Source organism: Frankia umida, from assembly GCF_023242945.1.
Taxonomy (GTDB): Bacteria; Actinomycetota; Actinomycetes; order Frankiales; family Frankiaceae; genus Frankia; species Frankia umida.
The window spans coordinates 114,834-131,809 of the sequence record NZ_JALKFT010000009.1 but is presented as its reverse complement, the minus strand read 5'-3'; the positions used below and the strand labels follow the sequence as shown (position 1 = coordinate 131,809).

The 16,976-nt window shown below is 71.6% G+C and carries 13 protein-coding genes; 9 read left to right on the top strand and 4 right to left on the bottom strand.

Annotation, left to right across the window (positions count from 1 at the left end; all coding sequences use genetic code 11):
• Window positions 1–95 precede the first annotated feature (95 nt).
• Together MXD59_RS11565 and MXD59_RS11560 are read left to right on the top strand one after the other, a co-directional pair.
• Window positions 96–1,808 (top strand): NAD(P)/FAD-dependent oxidoreductase, encoded by a 1,713-nt coding sequence (locus MXD59_RS11565; RefSeq protein WP_248824674.1) that lies wholly within the window; start codon window positions 96–98, stop codon window positions 1,806–1,808.
• 61 nt (window positions 1,809–1,869) lie between these two features.
• Entirely contained in the window at window positions 1,870–3,396 is a 1,527-nt protein-coding gene (locus MXD59_RS11560) for an ATP-binding protein (RefSeq protein WP_248824673.1), read from the top strand.
• On the opposite strand, the gene MXD59_RS11555 is transcribed toward MXD59_RS11560, so the two are convergent.
• Window positions 3,380–4,159 (bottom strand): SDR family oxidoreductase, encoded by a 780-nt coding sequence (locus MXD59_RS11555; RefSeq protein ID WP_248824672.1) that lies wholly within the window; start codon window positions 4,157–4,159, stop codon window positions 3,380–3,382. The two genes, MXD59_RS11560 and MXD59_RS11555, sit on opposite strands and share 17 nt — an antisense overlap.
• A 231-nt stretch (window positions 4,160–4,390) precedes the next feature.
• Here MXD59_RS11555 and MXD59_RS26945 point away from each other — a divergent pair, with 231 nt between their 5' ends.
• The 3 genes from MXD59_RS26945 (at window position 4,391) to MXD59_RS11540 (ending at window position 9,011) form a co-directional block, all read left to right on the top strand.
• Complete coding sequence (locus tag MXD59_RS26945; RefSeq protein WP_308301694.1) at window positions 4,391–6,883, top strand: sensor domain-containing protein; 2,493 nt, start codon at window positions 4,391–4,393, stop codon at window positions 6,881–6,883.
• Between the two features lie 218 nt (window positions 6,884–7,101).
• Complete coding sequence (locus MXD59_RS11545; protein WP_163548611.1) at window positions 7,102–7,416, top strand: hypothetical protein; 315 nt, start codon at window positions 7,102–7,104, stop codon at window positions 7,414–7,416.
• 95 nt (window positions 7,417–7,511) lie between these two features.
• Window positions 7,512–9,011: a class I adenylate-forming enzyme family protein gene (locus MXD59_RS11540; protein WP_248810660.1), complete on the top strand. Its 1,500-nt coding sequence runs from the start codon at window positions 7,512–7,514 to the stop codon at window positions 9,009–9,011.
• Window positions 9,012–9,295: 284 nt separating this feature from the next.
• On the opposite strand, the gene MXD59_RS11535 is transcribed toward MXD59_RS11540, so the two are convergent.
• Window positions 9,296–9,610, bottom strand: coding sequence for a hypothetical protein (locus tag MXD59_RS11535; RefSeq protein WP_248824670.1), 315 nt, complete (start codon window positions 9,608–9,610; stop codon window positions 9,296–9,298).
• A 132-nt stretch (window positions 9,611–9,742) separates the two neighbouring features.
• Window positions 9,743–10,183 carry a hypothetical protein gene (locus tag MXD59_RS11530; RefSeq protein ID WP_248824669.1) on the bottom strand — a complete coding sequence of 147 codons (441 nt, stop codon included), beginning with the start codon at window positions 10,181–10,183 and terminating at the stop codon, window positions 9,743–9,745.
• 211 nt (window positions 10,184–10,394) lie between these two features.
• Between MXD59_RS11530 and MXD59_RS11525 the strand changes: the two genes are divergently transcribed.
• Window positions 10,395–12,518, top strand: coding sequence for an MDR family MFS transporter (locus MXD59_RS11525; RefSeq protein ID WP_248824668.1), 2,124 nt, complete (start codon window positions 10,395–10,397; stop codon window positions 12,516–12,518).
• A 45-nt stretch (window positions 12,519–12,563) separates the two neighbouring features.
• Here MXD59_RS11525 and MXD59_RS11520 read toward each other — a convergent pair whose 3' ends face one another.
• Complete coding sequence (locus MXD59_RS11520; RefSeq protein ID WP_248824667.1) at window positions 12,564–13,160, bottom strand: TetR/AcrR family transcriptional regulator; 597 nt, start codon at window positions 13,158–13,160, stop codon at window positions 12,564–12,566.
• 59 nt (window positions 13,161–13,219) lie between these two features.
• On the opposite strand from MXD59_RS11520, the gene MXD59_RS11515 reads away from it, so the two are divergent.
• The 3 genes from MXD59_RS11515 to MXD59_RS11505 form a co-directional block, all read left to right on the top strand.
• Window positions 13,220–13,756 (top strand): nuclear transport factor 2 family protein, encoded by a 537-nt coding sequence (locus MXD59_RS11515; protein WP_248824666.1) that lies wholly within the window; start codon window positions 13,220–13,222, stop codon window positions 13,754–13,756.
• Window positions 13,757–14,132: 376 nt separating this feature from the next.
• Window positions 14,133–14,429 carry a trypco2 family protein gene (locus MXD59_RS11510; RefSeq protein ID WP_248824665.1) on the top strand — a complete coding sequence of 99 codons (297 nt, stop codon included), beginning with the start codon at window positions 14,133–14,135 and terminating at the stop codon, window positions 14,427–14,429.
• A 25-nt stretch (window positions 14,430–14,454) separates the two neighbouring features.
• The coding region (locus tag MXD59_RS11505; RefSeq protein WP_248824664.1) for a tetratricopeptide repeat protein at window positions 14,455–16,976 on the top strand (2,522 nt) is incomplete at its 3' end.

Genomic DNA, 16,976 nt, shown 5'->3' with positions numbered 1-16,976 from the left:
TCATGCAGGTCGCACGGGCCGCGACGATGGCCGGCTCGTCCTAGACTTTCCCTGCGCAGGCGTACGGAACGTCCGACCCATCCCGAGGGGCACCCATGACGACCGCACCGGCCACGAGCACGACGGAGGCGAGCGCCGCCGAACGAGCGCGCAGCCGCCCGGCGATCCTCACCGTCGATGACGACGTGAGCGTCTCCCGGGCCGTGGCCCGCGACCTGCGCCGCCAGTACGGCGAGCGCTACCGGATCGTGCGGGCCGAATCGGGCGAGCAGGCGCTCGACGCGCTGCGCGAGATGAAACTGCGCGGTGACCGGGTCGCGGTGCTGCTCGCCGACTTCCGGATGCCAGGGATGAACGGCCTGGAGTTCCTCGAGCAGGCGATGGACCTGTTTCCCACGGCCCGCCGGGTGCTGCTGACCGCCTACGCCGACACGAACGCCGCGATCGACGCGATCAACGTCGTCGATCTCGACCACTACCTGCTCAAACCCTGGGACCCGCCGCAGGAGAAGCTGTACCCGGTCGTCGACGCTCTGCTGGAGGCCTGGGCGGCCACCGATCACAGTCCGGTCGCCGAGACCCGGGTCGTCGGGCACCGCTGGTCGGCGCGCTCCTACGAGGTGCGTGACTTCCTGGCCCGCAACCAGGTTCCCTACCGCTGGTACCTGTGCGACGAGCCGGAGGCCACCCGGCTGCTCGCCGCGGCGCGGGCCTCGACGGACACGCTGCCCGTCGTCATCACCCCGGACGGCACGGCGCTGACCGACCCGAGCGACGGCGAACTGGCCGACCGGGTGGGCCTGAGCACCACCCCTGCCGAGGACTTCTACGACGTCGTCGTGATCGGCGGCGGCCCGGCGGGCCTCGGCTCGGCGGTGTACGCCGCCTCCGAGGGGCTGCGCACGGTGCTCGTCGAGCGGATGGCCACCGGCGGTCAGGCCGGGCAGAGCTCACGGATCGAGAACTACCTCGGCTTTCCGGACGGTGTGTCCGGCTCCCAGCTCACCGACCGGGCCCGCCGGCAGGCCGTCAAGTTCGGCGCCGAGGTGCTCACCACGCGGGACGCGGTGGCGCTGGCCGTCGAGGGTCCCGCCCGCACGGTGCGCTTCGGCGACGGGCAGGAGATCTCCGCCCACACGGTCGTGCTCGCCACCGGGGTGTCCTACCGTCAGCTGACCGCCCCGGGTCTGGCGGAGTTCACCGGCCGCGGGGTGTTCTACGGCTCGGCGCTGACCGAGGCTCCCTCGTGTTCCGGGCAGGACGTCTACATCGTCGGCGGAGCGAACTCGGCCGGGCAGGCGGCGATGCACTTCGCCCGGCACGCCCGGCGGGTCACCCTGACGGTGCGCGGCCCGTCCCTGGAAGCGTCGATGTCGCACTACCTCATCCAGCAGATCGCCGCGGTGGACACGATCACGGTGCGCCCCTGTACCGAGGTGATCGCGGCCGAGGGCGACGGCCACCTCGAGCGGCTCACCCTGCGCGACAACGCCACCGGCGAGACCGAGACCGTCGACTCCCAGTGGCTGTTCGTGTTCATCGGTGCCGCGCCGCGCACCGACTGGCTGGACGGCGTCCTCGCCCGGGACGCGGGCGGCTTCCTGCTCACCGGTCCGGACCTGATGGTCGACGGCAGCCGTCCGGCCGGCTGGACGCTGTCGCGCGACCCGTACCACCTGGAGACGTCCGTGCCCGGCGTGTTCGTCGCCGGTGATGCCCGGGCCGAGTCGGTGAAACGGGTGGCCTCCGCCGTCGGCGAGGGCGCGATGGCCATCGCCCTCGTGCACCGCTACCTCGCCGGCCACTGATACCTCGCCGGCCACTGACCCTCGGGAGACATCGGTCCTCGGGAGAACGGGAGAACGGGTCGTGACGAAGGTCCGGTGCGGTAAGGACGAGCTGCGCACACTGTTCCTGTTCGAGAAGCTCGACGATGACCAGCTCGACTGGCTGTGCGACCGAGGACGGGTCGAGGCGCTCGAACCGGGCCCGGTCTACGCCGAGGGTGAGCCGGCGACCTGCTTCTACGTGCTCGTCGAGGGTTCGGTGGTGCTGTCCACCCGGGTCGCCGGGGATGACGTGGAGGTGGTCCGCGCCGACCAGCCGGGGGTGTACGCCGGTGCCTGGCACGCCTACCTCGGCGACCGGATGCCGCAGCTGTACCAGAACTCGATGCGGGTCACCACGCCGAGCCGGCTGTTCGCCCTGGATGCCGCGGACGTCGCCGCGATGATGCGGGAGTGGTTCCCGATGGCCCTGCATCTGCTGGAGGGGCTGTTCTTCGGCATGCAGAGCACCCAGCAGGTCATCGGCCAGCGGGAGCGGCTGCTGGCGCTCGGGTCGCTGTCGGCGGGGCTGACCCATGAGCTGAACAACCCGGCCGCGGCCGCGGTGCGCGCGACGGCGGCGCTGCGTGAACGGGTCGCCGGGATGCGCCACAAGCTGGGGATGATCGCTGCCGGACCGTGGGAACGTCCGGAGCTGGAGTCGCTGATCCGGTTGCAGGAGGAGGCCGTCGAACGGGTCGCGAAGGCCCCGACGCTGACCCCGATGCAGACCGCCGACCGGGAGGACATCCTCGGCGACTGGCTGGACGAGCACGGCATCGACGACGCGTGGGACATCGCGCCGATCTTCGTGCAGGCCGGACTCGAACCCGACTGGCTTGACCATGTGGCGGACTCGGTGCCACCGGGGGTGGTCGCCGGCGCGGTGCGGTGGCTGACCTACACCATCGAAAGCGAACTGCTCATGCGGGAGATCGAGGACTCGACCACCCGGATCTCCTCGCTGGTCACGGCCGCCAAGCAGTACTCGCAGATGGACCGGGCACCGTTCCAGACCGTCGACATCCACGAACTGCTCGAGAGCACACTCGTCATGCTCGGCCGCAAGATCGGCCCGGACGTGGACATCCGCCGCGACTACGACCGCTCGTTGCCCCCGCTCCCCGCCTACGCCGCCGAACTCAACCAGGTCTGGACGAACCTGATCGACAACGCGGCGTCGGCGATGGACCACCGGGGTGTCCTGACCGTGCGCACCTTCGCCGACCGGGACCGCGACCGCCTCGTCGTCGAGATCGGCGACTCGGGTCCCGGCATCGACCCGGCGATCCGGGGGCGGATCTTCGAGCCGTTCTTCACCACCAAGCCCGTGGGCGAGGGCACCGGGCTGGGCCTGGACATCTCGTGGCGGATCGTGGTGAACAAGCACCACGGCGACATCACCGTCGAGTCGGTTCCGGGTGACACCCGGTTCCAGGTCGGCCTGCCGCTCACCGTCGCACGGCCCGACCCCGGGCCCGTCCCGCCGACCGACTCCATCGCGCCGACCGACTCCATCGCGCCGACCGGGCCCGTCCCGCCGGCAGAGTCGGTCATGCCACCGGGCTGAGCCCGCCGTCGAAGTTGATCGCCGTGCCGGTGAGGTAGGCGGCGCGGGCGGAGACGAGGAAGGCCACCAGGTCGGCGAACTCCTCCGCGCGCCCCACCCGGCCCAGCGGGATGTCGGAGTTGTGCCCCATCCGATGGTAGAGGTCCTCCACTGCGATCTTCTCCCGGGCTGCGGCCCGCTCCCACTGGCCACTGCGCACCAGGCCGACGAGCACCGCGTTGACCCGCACGCCGTCCGGGCCGAACTCCTTCGACAGCGCCTTGGTCAGCGCGAGGCCGGCGGCCCGGGTCACCGACGTGGGTGTGGACCCGGCGCCAGGGGCCCGGGCGCCGATCGCCAGTGAGTTCACGATCGCACCGCCGCCGGCTTCGCGCAGCAGCGGCAGCACCAGCCGGCAGGCCCGGATCGCCGCGTACAGCTTGAGGTCCAGGTCGGCCTGCCACACCTCGTCCGCATGCTTCTCGAACGGTCCGGTGCTGCTGGCGCCGGCGTTGTTGACCAGCGCGTGCACCGCCCCGAAGCGGTCGGTGGCCGCGGTGACGAACCCGGCCAGTGCCTGCGGGTCGCGCACGTCGGCGACCCGCCCGAACGCCTCCCCGGGGCCCCCGATGACCTGCTCCGCGACGGCGTGCAGGCGCGCCTCGTCACGTCCGCAGAAGGCCACCCGGGCGCCCTCGGCGACCAGGGTGCGCACGAGCGCCGCTCCCAGTCCGTCCGAACCGCCGGTCACCAACACCACGCGCCCCGTCAGCTGCAGGTCCATCGCTGTTCGCCGTCCCTCATCGTCGTGCCGTCACCATCGTCGTGCCGTCACCATCGTCGTGCCGTCCGCACCGGCAGGCTGTCGCGCCAGGACACCACCCCATCACACCTGTGCCCAGTCCAACGGCTGATGCCCAGCTCGGCGGCTGGTCACCGGCGGCGGCCCGCATGTGCCCGAGCCTGCCCGGGTATGCAGATGTGACGGTCCCGCGATCGGGGTTGGTGACGGGATGTGACTGAGGATCGGGTAGATCTCTTCGAACGCCTGAACATCGCAGTGGTGGCGACCGATCCACGGACCGGTCACATCCGACGTGCCAACCGAGCCGCCTGCGCCCTGCTCGGCCGGTCCGAGTCGAATCTTGTCGGCCTGCACTGGCAGGAGGTGACCGCGTCCGGCCAGGACGAGATCTGGCGCGTCGGCGATCGTCTGCCTCCGATGCCGGAGCTGAGCCTGCGATGGGTGGGCCGGCTGGTGCGCCCGGATCGCGGGGTGGTGCACGTGCTGGCCACCTACGCCCTGGTCCGGGGTGAGGATGGCGAGACCGAGCTGATCAGCCAGCTCCAGGACATCTCCCAGGAGATCGCCGCGAACAGTCGGCTACGGCTGATCCTCGACCACAGTCCGGTGTCGCTGCTGCTCGTCGACCGCGACGGGATCGTGCATGCCAGCGAGGGCCTGATCGACGCGATGCCGCCGAATCCGCGGCACGGCCCCGGGGTGTCGGCGTTCGCCCTGTTCGCCGAGCTGCCGGACGCCGTCGATCTGCTGCGGACCGCCCTCGCCGGTCAGCCGGCGCACGGCCTGGTGCGGGCTCCGGGGGGCGTCGTCGATCTGCACGCCATGCCGGTGTTCGAACCGGACGGCGCCGTCGGCTATGTGACCTGTGTGGCCACCGACGTCACCAGGCACCAGCAGGCTCTCTCCGCGTTGCGGGTCCGGTCGGCGGAACAGTCACTGATCGCCGACCTCGGCCAGCAGGCCCTGGAGTCGCTGGACGCGACGTCGATCTGGCCGCACACCGCGCGCATGCTCGCCGACCATCTACGGGCCGACTCCGTGGGCATCTACGAACTCGACGAGCACGGACGCCGCCTGAGCCCCCTGGCCACCGCCACCGCCACCGCCACCGCCACCGCCACCGCGACCACGACCACGACCACCACCACGACCACCGCCACGGCCGCGCCGGATGCCGGCCTCGAGCCCTCGACCATGATCGGCGATGATCCCCTGCCCGGGCATCGGCACAGTCTGACCGTCGTGGTCGGGCGGGGGGATCGGCCGCTGGCGGTCATCGAGATCGATCGCCGGCCGGACGCGCCACCGTTCTCCGCCCATGACCGGGAGTTCGTCCGCTCGTCCGGCTCGGTCCTCGGCGCCGCGGCGATGCGGCTGCGGATGGAGGCGGAGATCCGGCGGCGTTCGCTGCACGATCCGCTCACCGGGCTGCCCAACCGCGCCGCGCTTCTCGACCGGCTCGGCCGCGCGTTGCACCGCGCCCAGACCGACGGGACCAGCATCGGGGTGCTGTTCATCGACCTGGACGGTTTCAAGGCCGTCAACGACACACTGGGTCATCAGGCGGGTGACGAGCTGCTGACGCTGACCGCCGCCCGACTCGTCCAGGCGGTGCGGCCCGCCGATGTCGTCGGTCGCCTCTCCGGCGACGAGTTCGCCGTGCTGTGTGAACGGGTCGGATCGACCGCGGAGCTCGAGGCGATCGGGGATCGGCTGCTGACCGCGCTCGGTCGGCCCTGCGCGCTGCACGACCGGATGGTCACGGTGTCGGCGAGTGTGGGGATCGCGCTGTCCGGACCGGGCACGGTGGACGGCGACGATCTGCTCGGCGCGGCCGACCTCGCGATGTACACGGCGAAGCGGCTGGGTCCGGGACGCCGGCTGACTTTCGACGAGTCGATGCGGGCCCGGCGCACGACCAGGATCGACGAGGAGGACGAGCTGCGCCGCGCCCTGAGCGCCAACGAGCTGACCCTGCGTTACGAGCCGATCCAGGGTCGCGACGAACGGGTGGCGGGTGCCGTGGCCCTGCCGTTCTGGCGTCATCCCCGGCGCGGCCTGCTCGCGCCGACGGACTTTCGCCCTGATCCCGAGCGGCACGGCCTGCGCGTCCCGCTGGACCGCTGGACCATCGGCCGGGCCTGCCGGGCCGCCGCCCGCTGGGACGCCACGTCCCGCGCCGCCGGCCCACCCGTGCTGCTCACCGCGGTGTCGACCCGGGTGCTGCTGGAGCCGGAGTTCCTGGTGGAGCTGGCCGAGCTGCTCGCCACCACGGGCGCACCGGGCCGCTACCGCCTGTGTCTGGAGGTGTGCGAGCGACAGCTCGTCAACGACGGGGTGGCGGTGATGGCGATCCACGAGGGGCTGGCGCGCCTCGGGGTGGCGCTCAGCATCGCCGAGGGTGGGATGACCCAGGCGGTCGTCCTGTCCGCGGCCCGGTTCCCCGCCGACTACCTGCGGATCAGCCGGGCCTTCGTGGACGGGATCGAGACCAGCCCGGTGGGCCGTGCGGCGCTCGCCGCGATCATCCATTTCGCCCACGAGCTTGACGTCGGCGCGATGGTGGCCGATGTGATGACACCGGGGCAGCTCGCCGCGCTGCGGACGCTGAGCTGCGATCTGATGGCCGGCCCCGCGGTGGGCCCACCCGCCGTCCGATTACCGCGGCTGCCGGCACCCACCCCACCAGGCCCATCCGGGTAGCAATAATGGCACATTAGGTTACATTTTTCACCGAAGTGGGCCCATCTACTACGATGGGGTCATCACCGCGCACCCAGCGCGCCCCGCCCTGCACGGCCCGGGAGCCGTCGTGTTGCGGCCACCGCAGCCGGTGGCACGTGCTCTGCCCCTGGCAGTAGAAACAGGGGAGCGTAGCTCCGCACCTGCCGGGGAACGCGCAACAAGGAGGTTGGAGAAACGTGAGTCTTGTCACCAAGCCGGGGGGCCGGTATCGCTCGGTCGTCGACGCGACCGAGATCATCGTGGTGAAGGCCGCCAAGAGCCCGATCGATCTGCGCTGTGGTGGCCACCCGGTCGTCGCGGTCGGCGACGAGGTACCCGGCGACCTCACCCTGGACTCGTCGTTCGCGACCGGCACCCCGCTGGGCAAGCGGTTCGCCGACCCGGATTCGGGCCTGGAGCTGCTGTGCACCAAGGCCGGCGAGGGCTCGCTGTCCATCGGGACGACCCCGCTGCCCCTCAAGGACGCCAAGCCTCTTCCGTCCTCGGACTGACCCCGATCCCCGCTCGACCCGCACGCGGATCGCCCTGCCCTCTGACCGACCCTGACCTCTGACCGACCCTGACCTCTGACCGACGGAGTCGTCGCATGCACCTCGGGATGCTGCTCGAAATGGCCGCCGACGGGATGGCCGACCGGGTCGCCCTCGGCCCGAAGGCCTCTGGTGTCACCTTCGCCGAGCTGGCCCACCGGGCACGCCGCCTGGGTGCCGTGCTCGAGGCCGCGCCGGGCGAGCGGGTCGGCCTGATCGACCTGAACTCCCCGGCCGTTCCCCTGACCCTGTTCGGCGCGGCGATCGCGGGAAAGCCGTTCGTGCCGATCAACTACCGCCTGGCGGACCCCCAGCTGCGGGCCATCGTCGCCCGCACCGCCCCGGCCACGATCATCGTCGGTGACGGTGTCGCCGAACGGATCGGGCCGGTCGAGGGCATCGAGTACCTGAACCGGGCGGACGCGCTGGCCCTGGCCGAGAACCCGCAGGGCAAGGAGTCCGACGGTTGGGGCGGCGACGCCGACGACATCGCCGTTCTGCTGTTCACCAGCGGCACGACCGGCGAGCCCAAGGCCGCCGTCCTGCGCCACAGCAACCTGACCGAGTACATCATCACCACGGTCGAGTACTCCGGTTCCGGTGAGGACGAGGCCGCGATCGTCAGCGTGCCGCCGTACCACATCGCCGGTATCTCCGCGGTGCTGTCGTCGACCTACTCGGGGCGTCGGGTCTACCAGCTCGAGGCCTTCGAGCCGCGGGCCTGGGTCGAGGTGGTCCGCGCCGAGTCGATCACCCACGCGATGGTCGTCCCGACGATGCTCGGCCGCATCCTCGACATCATCGAGGCGGACGGTCAGGGCCTGCCCTCGATGCGCGCCCTGTCCTACGGCGGTGGGCCGATGCCGCTGCCGGTGATCGAGCGGGCCGTGGGCCTGCTGCCCAACGTCGGTTTCGTCAACGCCTACGGCCTGACCGAGACGTCCAGCACGATCGCGGTGCTCGGCCCGGACGACCACTCCGCCGCCTTCGCCAGCGACGATCCGGCGGTGCGGGCGCGGCTCGCCTCCGTCGGCCGGCCGTTGCCGTCGCTGGAGGTCTCGATCCGCGACGCGGTCGGCGAGGCGGTGGCCCCCGGTGAGCGCGGTGAGATCTACGTGCGCGGTGGGCAGGTCTCCGGCGAGTACCTCGGCCGCGGCACCAGCCTCGACGCCGAGGGCTGGTTCCCCACCCGGGACGAGGGTCACCTCGACGAGGGCGGTTACCTGTTCGTCCACGGCCGACTCGACGACGTGATCGTGCGCGGCGGGGAGAACCTGTCCCCCGGTGAGATCGAGGCCGTCCTGCTCGAGCATCCCGCCGTGCGGGAGGCGGCCGTGGTCGGCATCCCCAGCAAGGAGTGGGGTGAGGGGGTCGCCGCCGCCGTCATCGTCTCCGGCGACGTCACCGAGGACGAACTCAAGGCGCATGTGCGTGCCCGCTTGCGCTCCAGCCGGACCCCCGACCGCATCCAGTTCCGCGAGGAACTCCCGTTCAACGAGAGCGGCAAGCTCCTGCGCCGGGTCCTGCGCACCGAACTGTCGGACGCCTTCGCCTGACCCGCGGCCAGCTGCCACACGGGTCACCGTGGGATGTCCGGGTTCTTCTCCCCCACGGCGACCCGTGTGGCGCTGGTCGGCTCGAAGCCGGCGCCGAAGGCGAGCGTCGGTGACCGCGAGCGTCAGGCGCAGGTGCAGGTGCACCGCCGCTCCCCTGGCACCCGTGAGGCACGGCCACGGCAGGCACGGGTGAGGAAGGTGACGGACGCGGCGGTGCGGCGTGGCCAGAGTGGCTCCCGGATCCCGTGCGGACGCCCCCCATCGGCCAGCGCCCGCTGTCAGAACTACCTTCCCCGGCTGCCGCCCCCCACCCGCGCGATGGGCGCCGTCCGCGCCTCCGGGGCGTCTTCCACGGTCTTTCCCGTGGCGCTTTCCGCCTTGCGCGGCTCCGGTTGGGTAACAGAGAACGGCATGGCCAGGCCCTCTCGGTAGGCCTGACCATCCGGAGCGTAACGGACGGGACGGGACGTGGCGTCCGGTCCGAATCTGCGTAGGTCGCGCCGCTGATCCCGCCAGACGACAATGACGGGTACCAGAAACATCGTCACCAGAATCAGGATGGCATAAAGAATTCTGCCCCAGGCAAATTCCGTGTTCATGGGCTGGTCCTTTGGTCCGGGTGGGTTCGTCCGGCGGACGGGGAGCTGAACTGGCCCGGGACGCACACAGCGCCCTGGGAACTCCGGCGCGCGCGGAGCGGATCGAACCTGCCGGCGCCGGCCGGCGTCAGCTCAGCCGAACGAAGGCGACAGCACCGACCGGCGCGCGCGGTACCCAGCCGGCGGACCACGGGCCGCCCAGCCGCCCACCACGACACGCCGGCGACCCGCCACCCACGACCGCCGCCGCGACCGGCGCGACAACGCGAGCGCCAACCCCGCCACCGCGGCGGCCAGCGCGTATCCGACCGGCTGCCCCGCCGGCCACGGGGTCGCGGCGCAACCCCGCGCGTCCAGGCGCACCGCGGTCGCCTCCACCGACCGCACGGCCCCGGCCACCGCGCCCACATCGGCACCGCCCCGCTGCGTGCCGGGCGCCGCCGTGACGCGCTCGCCGAAGCCAGGAGCCTGCTGCCGCGCGCCGGTGCCAGGCGGACCGCCCAGCAGGCCGATCAGGAGCAGAACGAAGGCCATCCAGATCGCACCAGGGCGCCGATCGGTGCGGATGGGCATACCTGCAGGCTACCCAGGACCCTCGGCGGCCATTCGGTCACCACGGGATCGGCCGGGGCCCACGGCGACGGTCGGCGCCCGACGGTCGGCGCCCAGCGGGCCGAACCGCACCGCTTGCGACGGGACAGGTTCATCGCCATGCTCCGGCGGTGGGTTCCGCGGAACCGCGATCCCTGTGGACACCCCCGTGGACAGGACGGAGGCCAGCGCCATGGCAGCAGGAGCGCGGGCGTCAACGGCCGACCCGGCCGGACCGGTGGCCGGCGAGGACGAGTCGCGGCCGGTCCTGCCCCGCGCCCAGATCAACCTGATCTTCGGCACGATCATGCTGGGGATGCTGCTGGCGGCGCTCGACCAGACGATCGTCTCCACGGCGCTGCCGACGATCGTGGGCGATCTCGGCGGCGCCGGCCACATGAGCTGGGTGGTCACCTCCTACCTGTTGGCCGAGACGATCGCGACCGTCCTGTCCGGCAAGTTCGGGGACCAGTTCGGCCGCAAACGGGTGTTCCAGCTCAGCGTCGTGGTCTTCATCGTCGGATCGTTCTTCTGCGGCCTGGCGCACAACATGACCGTCCTGATCGTGGCCCGCTCGGTGCAGGGGCTGGGCGCCGGCGGCATCACCGTGACCGCCACCGCGCTGATCGGCGACGTGATCCCGCTGCGGGAACGCGGCAGGTACCAGGGCGCCCTCGGCGCGGTCTTCGGTGTCACCACGGTGATCGGGCCGCTGCTCGGCGGTCTGTTCACCGATCATCTGTCGTGGCGTTGGGCGTTCTACGTGAACGTGCCGCTGGCGATCGTCGTGGTGGCGCTGGCCGCCCGCACGATCCCCGGTCGGGCCGCGGCGGCCCTGGGCCGCCGGGCGCGGGTGGACTACCTGGGCGTGCTGTTCGTCGCGCTCGGCGCCAGCGGGCTGACGCTGGCCACCTCCTGGGGTGGGACCCAGTACCCCTGGGGCTCCGTGACGATCATCGGACTGTTCGCCGGGTCCGTCGTGGCGCTGGCCGCCTTCGTCGTGGTGGAGAGCCGGGCCGCGGAGCCGATCCTGCCGTTGCGCCTGTTCCGCAGCCGGGTCTTCTCGACCGCGTCGGTGCTCAGTTTCATCGTCGGGTTCGCGATGTTCGGGTCGCTGACCTTCCTGCCGTCCTACCTGCAGTACGTGACCGGCGCGTCGGCGACGATGTCCGGGGTGCGGACCCTGCCGATGGTGCTCGGTCTGCTGGCCACCGCCGTCGGCTCCGGCCAGGTGGTGGGAACCACCGGCCGTTACCGGCCGTTCCCGATCGTCGGGATGGCGGTGACGGCGGTCGCGCTGTGGTTGCTGTCCCGGATGGACGAGCACACCTCGATCCTCGTGCAGTCCCTGTCGATGCTGCTGCTCGGCGCCGGTATCGGCCTGGTCATGCAGATCCTGACGATCGTCGTGCAGAGCACGGTGGACTATCACGATCTGGGTGCGGCGACGTCCGGTGTGACGTTCTTCCGGTCGCTGGGTGGCTCGTTCGGCGCGTCCATCATGGGCGCGGTCTACACCAACACACTGGCGGACGTCCTGCCCGGGGCGCTGGCGCGGGCGAAGGTGTCACCGTCTGCGGTGACGAACCCGACCGGCGTGCACAGCCTGCCGGCCGCGGCCCGCGCACCGGTGATCGACGCCTACGCGCAGTCGGTGCACACGGTGTTCCTGTGGGCGGTACCGGTCGCCGTCGTCGGTCTGCTGGTCGCCCTCGCCCTCCCCCAGGTGGCCCTGCGCGGGACGGCCCGCGCCACCGTGCGCGGCACCGGCGAGGGCTTCGCCATGCCGGCGAACCGAACGTCCGACGCCGAACTGGAAACGCGGGTCGCCACCCTGCTCCGCCAGCGGGACCGGGCCGCCAGCCGCGAGGTCATCGCCCGTTCCGGCGTGACTGTCGATCTCCCGACCCTGTGGGCGCTGCTGGGCGTGCACCTGCGTGACCGCCTGCTCGACCAGCCGACCAGCCCCGCCACCATCGAGGACAACCACCGGCTCCCGCACGGCGTGCTGCGCTCCTTCTACGACGAGGTGATCGCCGGCGGCCATCTCGCCCGCGACGGCGAACGTCTGTACCTGACCGACCGCGGGCACACCGTCGTCACCGCCCTGGGCGACGCCTGGACCGAGTGGCTGCTCGAGCAGCTGGCCGACGACGAGGCCGACCGCGCCCAGCTCGACCCCCGCATCCGCCCCGTCCTCGCCCGGATCTCCCGCCGACTCCTGCTCGAACAGCAGTCCGACCTCACCCCGACCACCGCCGCCCCCGCCAGCCTGACCCCCGCTGGCAGCGGCGACGGCGGCTCCGACCCGAGCTGAGGGGGCCAGCGGAAGCATCCGATCGCTGGTCGCGAAACGCGCCGGTCAGGCCGTCAGCCCGGCCAGCACGACAGCCGTGGCGCGCCGCAGGGTCTCCGGTGCGGGTGGCGCCGTCGCGCAGGCCTGGGAAAGCCCGCGGATCAGCAGGTACACCTCGTCGACGCTCACCTCCGAGCGGACCACACCCGCCGATATCGCCCGGTCCAGCAGGTCGGCGACCGTCGCGCGCAGTCGGCCCGCCGCCGCGTCGACCTCCGGGCCGATCTCGCCGGCGGGCAGCCTCGACGCGAGGGTCAGCTTGGTCGCCCCCGACTCGATCATCGTCCGAAGCAGCTCCCGCAATGCCTCGCCCGGTTCCATCGCGGTCGCGAGAGCCGCCGCCTGCTCCGCGAGACGCTCGAAGTGACAGACCAGGGCCGCCTCGATCAGCGCGTCCTTCGTCGGAAAATGCCGAAAGACGGTGGCGATACCCACGTCGGCCCGCCGGGCGACCTCCTCGGTCGAGCCGGTCGCGCCCTGCTCACCGAACACCGCCTGGGCCGCGGCCAGGATGCGCTCCCGGTTCGCGGCGGCGTTCCTACGCACCATGCCCTCCCGCATCTCCGGCTCTCCCGGGCCGTCGACCAGCTCCGCGGCCGCCATTGCAAACGGAGTCGAGACTTCGCTACGGTAACGGAGTCGCCACTTCGCCAGGAGGTCCGATGGTACTGAAGTCCGCCGATCCCCGCGGTCCAGCCGATTCAGCCGATCCAGCCGGCGTTGTCCAGGCGGTGACCGCCGGCGTGGTTCGGCTGGTCACCGGGAACCTGACGCCCCAGGAACGGGAGCGCACGCTCGACGCACTCGCCGACCTGTACGCGGAGCAGACCCACGTTCGGCATCCACTCGCCCCACTCGGTGATCAACCGATGCGTTCTCGGGCCGAACTGCGGGCGCACTTCGCGGCAGCGCCGAGCCAGGAGGCCGGTATTCGCTCGTTCGCGTCCACGGACATGGTCGTGCACCGCACGGCCGACCCGGAGATCGTCATCGCCGAGTTCGCCTACGCCGTCGGCACTGACCGTGGGGCGTTCACGGTCCCGTGCATCTTCGTGGTCCGCGTTCACGACGGTCGCATTGTCGAATCCCGCGACTACGCCGACCCCCTCACCTTCGCCCGCGCCCTGGGTCAACTCCCCGCCCTCGCCGACGCTCTCACCGCAGAGAATGCCCCACCCACCGCCGAAACTCGGTCCTAACCTCGCCTCCACGAGTTTCGACCCGCCCGGATGCCATTCACCAACACCCGCGCCATCACGATTGCGCCACCATCCCCGAAACCGCCCCGAAGAAGATCCACCACACGGGCCCGTCCCTGGGCGCCTTCTTCGTGGTTCCAGGGACCGACTTGCGGCCAAGGCCCGAAGTGCGGTCGCGGGGCTCGGGGGCTGACAGCCCCGCGTTCGTGTAGGTCGTTGACCTGGTCTTTCGTGTAATCGGCCCATACCTGGGGGGTTGAGCGGTTGAGGGGTGGAGGGTCGGGTGGCGGTCTGGGCGAGGGCTCCTGGTTGGTTTGTGGCATGTTCCGGTTACTGTGGGCACTATCCGGGTGGTGCTGATCGGGGGGTCGTGGTGGTGGATGAGCCGTGGGTGGGGTTGGCGGACGCGATCGGTGCGGTGCGGGCGGAGTTGACCGCGGCGATGGCCGCGGGGGTGGGTGCTCCGGTCCGGTTCACGGTGGAGCCGGTGGAGCTGGAACTGAATGTGGAGGTTCATACCGGTGGTAAGGCGGAGGGTGGGGTGCGGATCGGGGTGGTGTCGATCGGCGCGTCGGGTGAACGTTCCTCGACTTCCACCCATCGGTTGACCGTCCGTCTGCAGCCTGTCGATCCGGTGACGGGCCGTTCGCCGTTGATCGGCGACGACGAGTAGTCCGATCAGCGTGGTGGGGTCGGGGGTGGGTGTGGCGGGTCCGGTGCCGCCGGGGCAGGTCGTGGAGATCCGCGCGGTGCGGGCCGATGGGCGCACGCGGGTGGGATCGGGTCTGCTGATCACCGGCCGGCTGGTCCTGACCGCCGCGCATGTCGTGTTCCCCGAGGGGCCGGTGGCGTCGTCGCGGGTGGGGTTGACGGTCGGGGTGGGTGAGACTGGCCGGGCGGGCACATCGGGTCGGGTGGTGTGGCCTGAGCGTTGGGACGGTCCTGGCGGCACCGCGCCCGACGCGGCGCTGATCCGCATTGATGATCCGGGGTGGATACCGCCGCGGGTGGACCGGTTGCGCTGGGGTGCGCTGACCGGCCGTGCCGGTGGGATCGCCGGTGAGGCGGCCGGTTTCCCCCGGGTGCTGCGTGGCGCGGGCGGGGCGCGGGAGACGAACCATCTGACCGGGCAGGTGAACCCGCTGGGTGGGCTGGTCACCGGCCGCTACGACATCAACGTCAAGGACCATCCGCCGCTGGCACCTACCGCGGACGACGAACCGCTGCCCTGGTCGGGTATGTCCGGGGCAGTGCTCTACGCGTGCGCTGACCCGACCGGTCCCGCGCCGGTGTGGCTCGCTACCGCCGTGATCGTGGTGGACACCCCCGGGTTCGGTGAGGGTCGGTTAAGTGCGGTGCCGGTCCGCCGGCTGTTGGACGATCCGGGGTTGCGGGACCTGATCCGGGCCGAGGGTGGGCCGGTCGACTGGGAATCGGTCGAACTCGCCGGACTGATCAGCCCGCCGACGGTCACCGTGCCCCGCACGCCGGCGCAGTTCCTGCGGGCCGACGCGGAAATCGTCGACCTCCACGGCCGGGAAGCGCTCCTGAGCGAGTTCACCGACTGGTGTGCTGGGGCGGCGGACAGTGCGGTGCGGCTGCTGGTCGGTCCGGGTGGGCAGGGCAAGACCCGTTTCGCCCGCGCCCTGAGCGCACGCCTGCGCGAGGCGGGCTGGCTGGCCGGACTCGTCCGCCCCGAGGGTGTGGGGCTGGTGGGGCGACTCGCCGGGCAGACCCGGCCAGTGCTGCTGGTGGTGGACTACGCCGAAACCCACACCGATCTCACCAGCACCCTCCTGGGCATCCTGGAAGAACGATCCAGCCGCATCCGGGTGCGGCTGCTGCTGGTCGCCCGTGGGGGCGGGGACTGGTGGGACGATCTCACCGGCCGCCATCCCCTCGCCGCCGACGGACAGACCCTCCCCCTGGCGGCGGTGGAGAGCAGCGGACCAAACCGGACACGCCTGTTCACCGACGCGGCCGGCACGTTCGCCCATCGGCTCACAGATCTTGATCCCACGGTGGACTGGACCGCACGGGCAGAACACGTCCACCGCGGGATACCGGACCTGTCCGATTCCGGGTTCGGGCTGGTCCTGGCGGTGCACATGGCCGCGTTGACCGCGCTCCTCGACCAGCCCGACACCCACCCGGGTGGATCACCGGTCGAGGTCGCGGACCGGCTTCTGCGCCACGAGAAGACCTACTGGACCGACACCGCCCGCACCGGGGGCATCACCCGGTCCGCGGACAGTCTGGAACAGGCCATCGCTACCGCGACCCTGTGCGGCGCCCAGGACGTGGGCGAGGCCACCGCGACCCTCGCTCGTCTTCCAGGTTTCGCGGGTGACGACGGCGAAGCCCACGATCTACGGGGACGGGTGGTGCGGTGGCTGGCCGGGCTCTACCCGCCGCCACCCGAGCAGGCCGGGCAGGTGTGGGGTGGGATCAGCCCGGACCGGCTCGCGGAACACTTCCTCGCCCGCCACCTCACCGACCCGACCGACACCCCCGGTGTTGCCTTCCGGGTTCTCACCGGTGCTTCCCGGGCACAGATCTACCAGGCGTTGACCGTGCTCAACCGGGCCGCACCCGCACATCCCCGCCTGACTGGTCTGCTGCCCGCGCTCCTCGCCGCCGATCCTGCCGCCCGCGCCCCGGTCGCACTCCAGGTCACGGTCGAAGCGGCCGACCACACCCCCACCGCCGACGCCCTGACCGCCCTGGCGCCGCGACTGGATCTACCCACCCTCACCACCATGACCGACGGTCTCCCCCAGTACAGTCACCGGCTGCTGGACCTGGCGGCTGTCGTGCAGCAGGCCCACACCGCCCGTCTACGCGACCACACCCCGGGTCTGCCCCCAGCCCGCCGCTGGGTCTTACCCCGACGACGCACCATCCCCCCCGACACCTACCTCCCCGACCTCGCCACGTCGCTGAACAACCTGTCGGTGCGGTTGGGGGCTGTGGGGCGTCCGGAACAGGCCCTGGCCACGATCGAGGAAGCCGTCACGATCCGCCGCCGGCTGGCCGCCGACCGACCCGACACCTACCTCCCCGACCTCGCCACGTCGCTGAACAACCAGTCGGTGCAGTTGGGGGCTGTGGGGCGTCCGGAACAGGCCCTGGCCACGATCGAGGAAGCCGTCACGATCCGCCGCCGGCTGGCCGCCGACCGACCCGACACCTACCTCCCCGACCTCGCCACGTCGCTGAA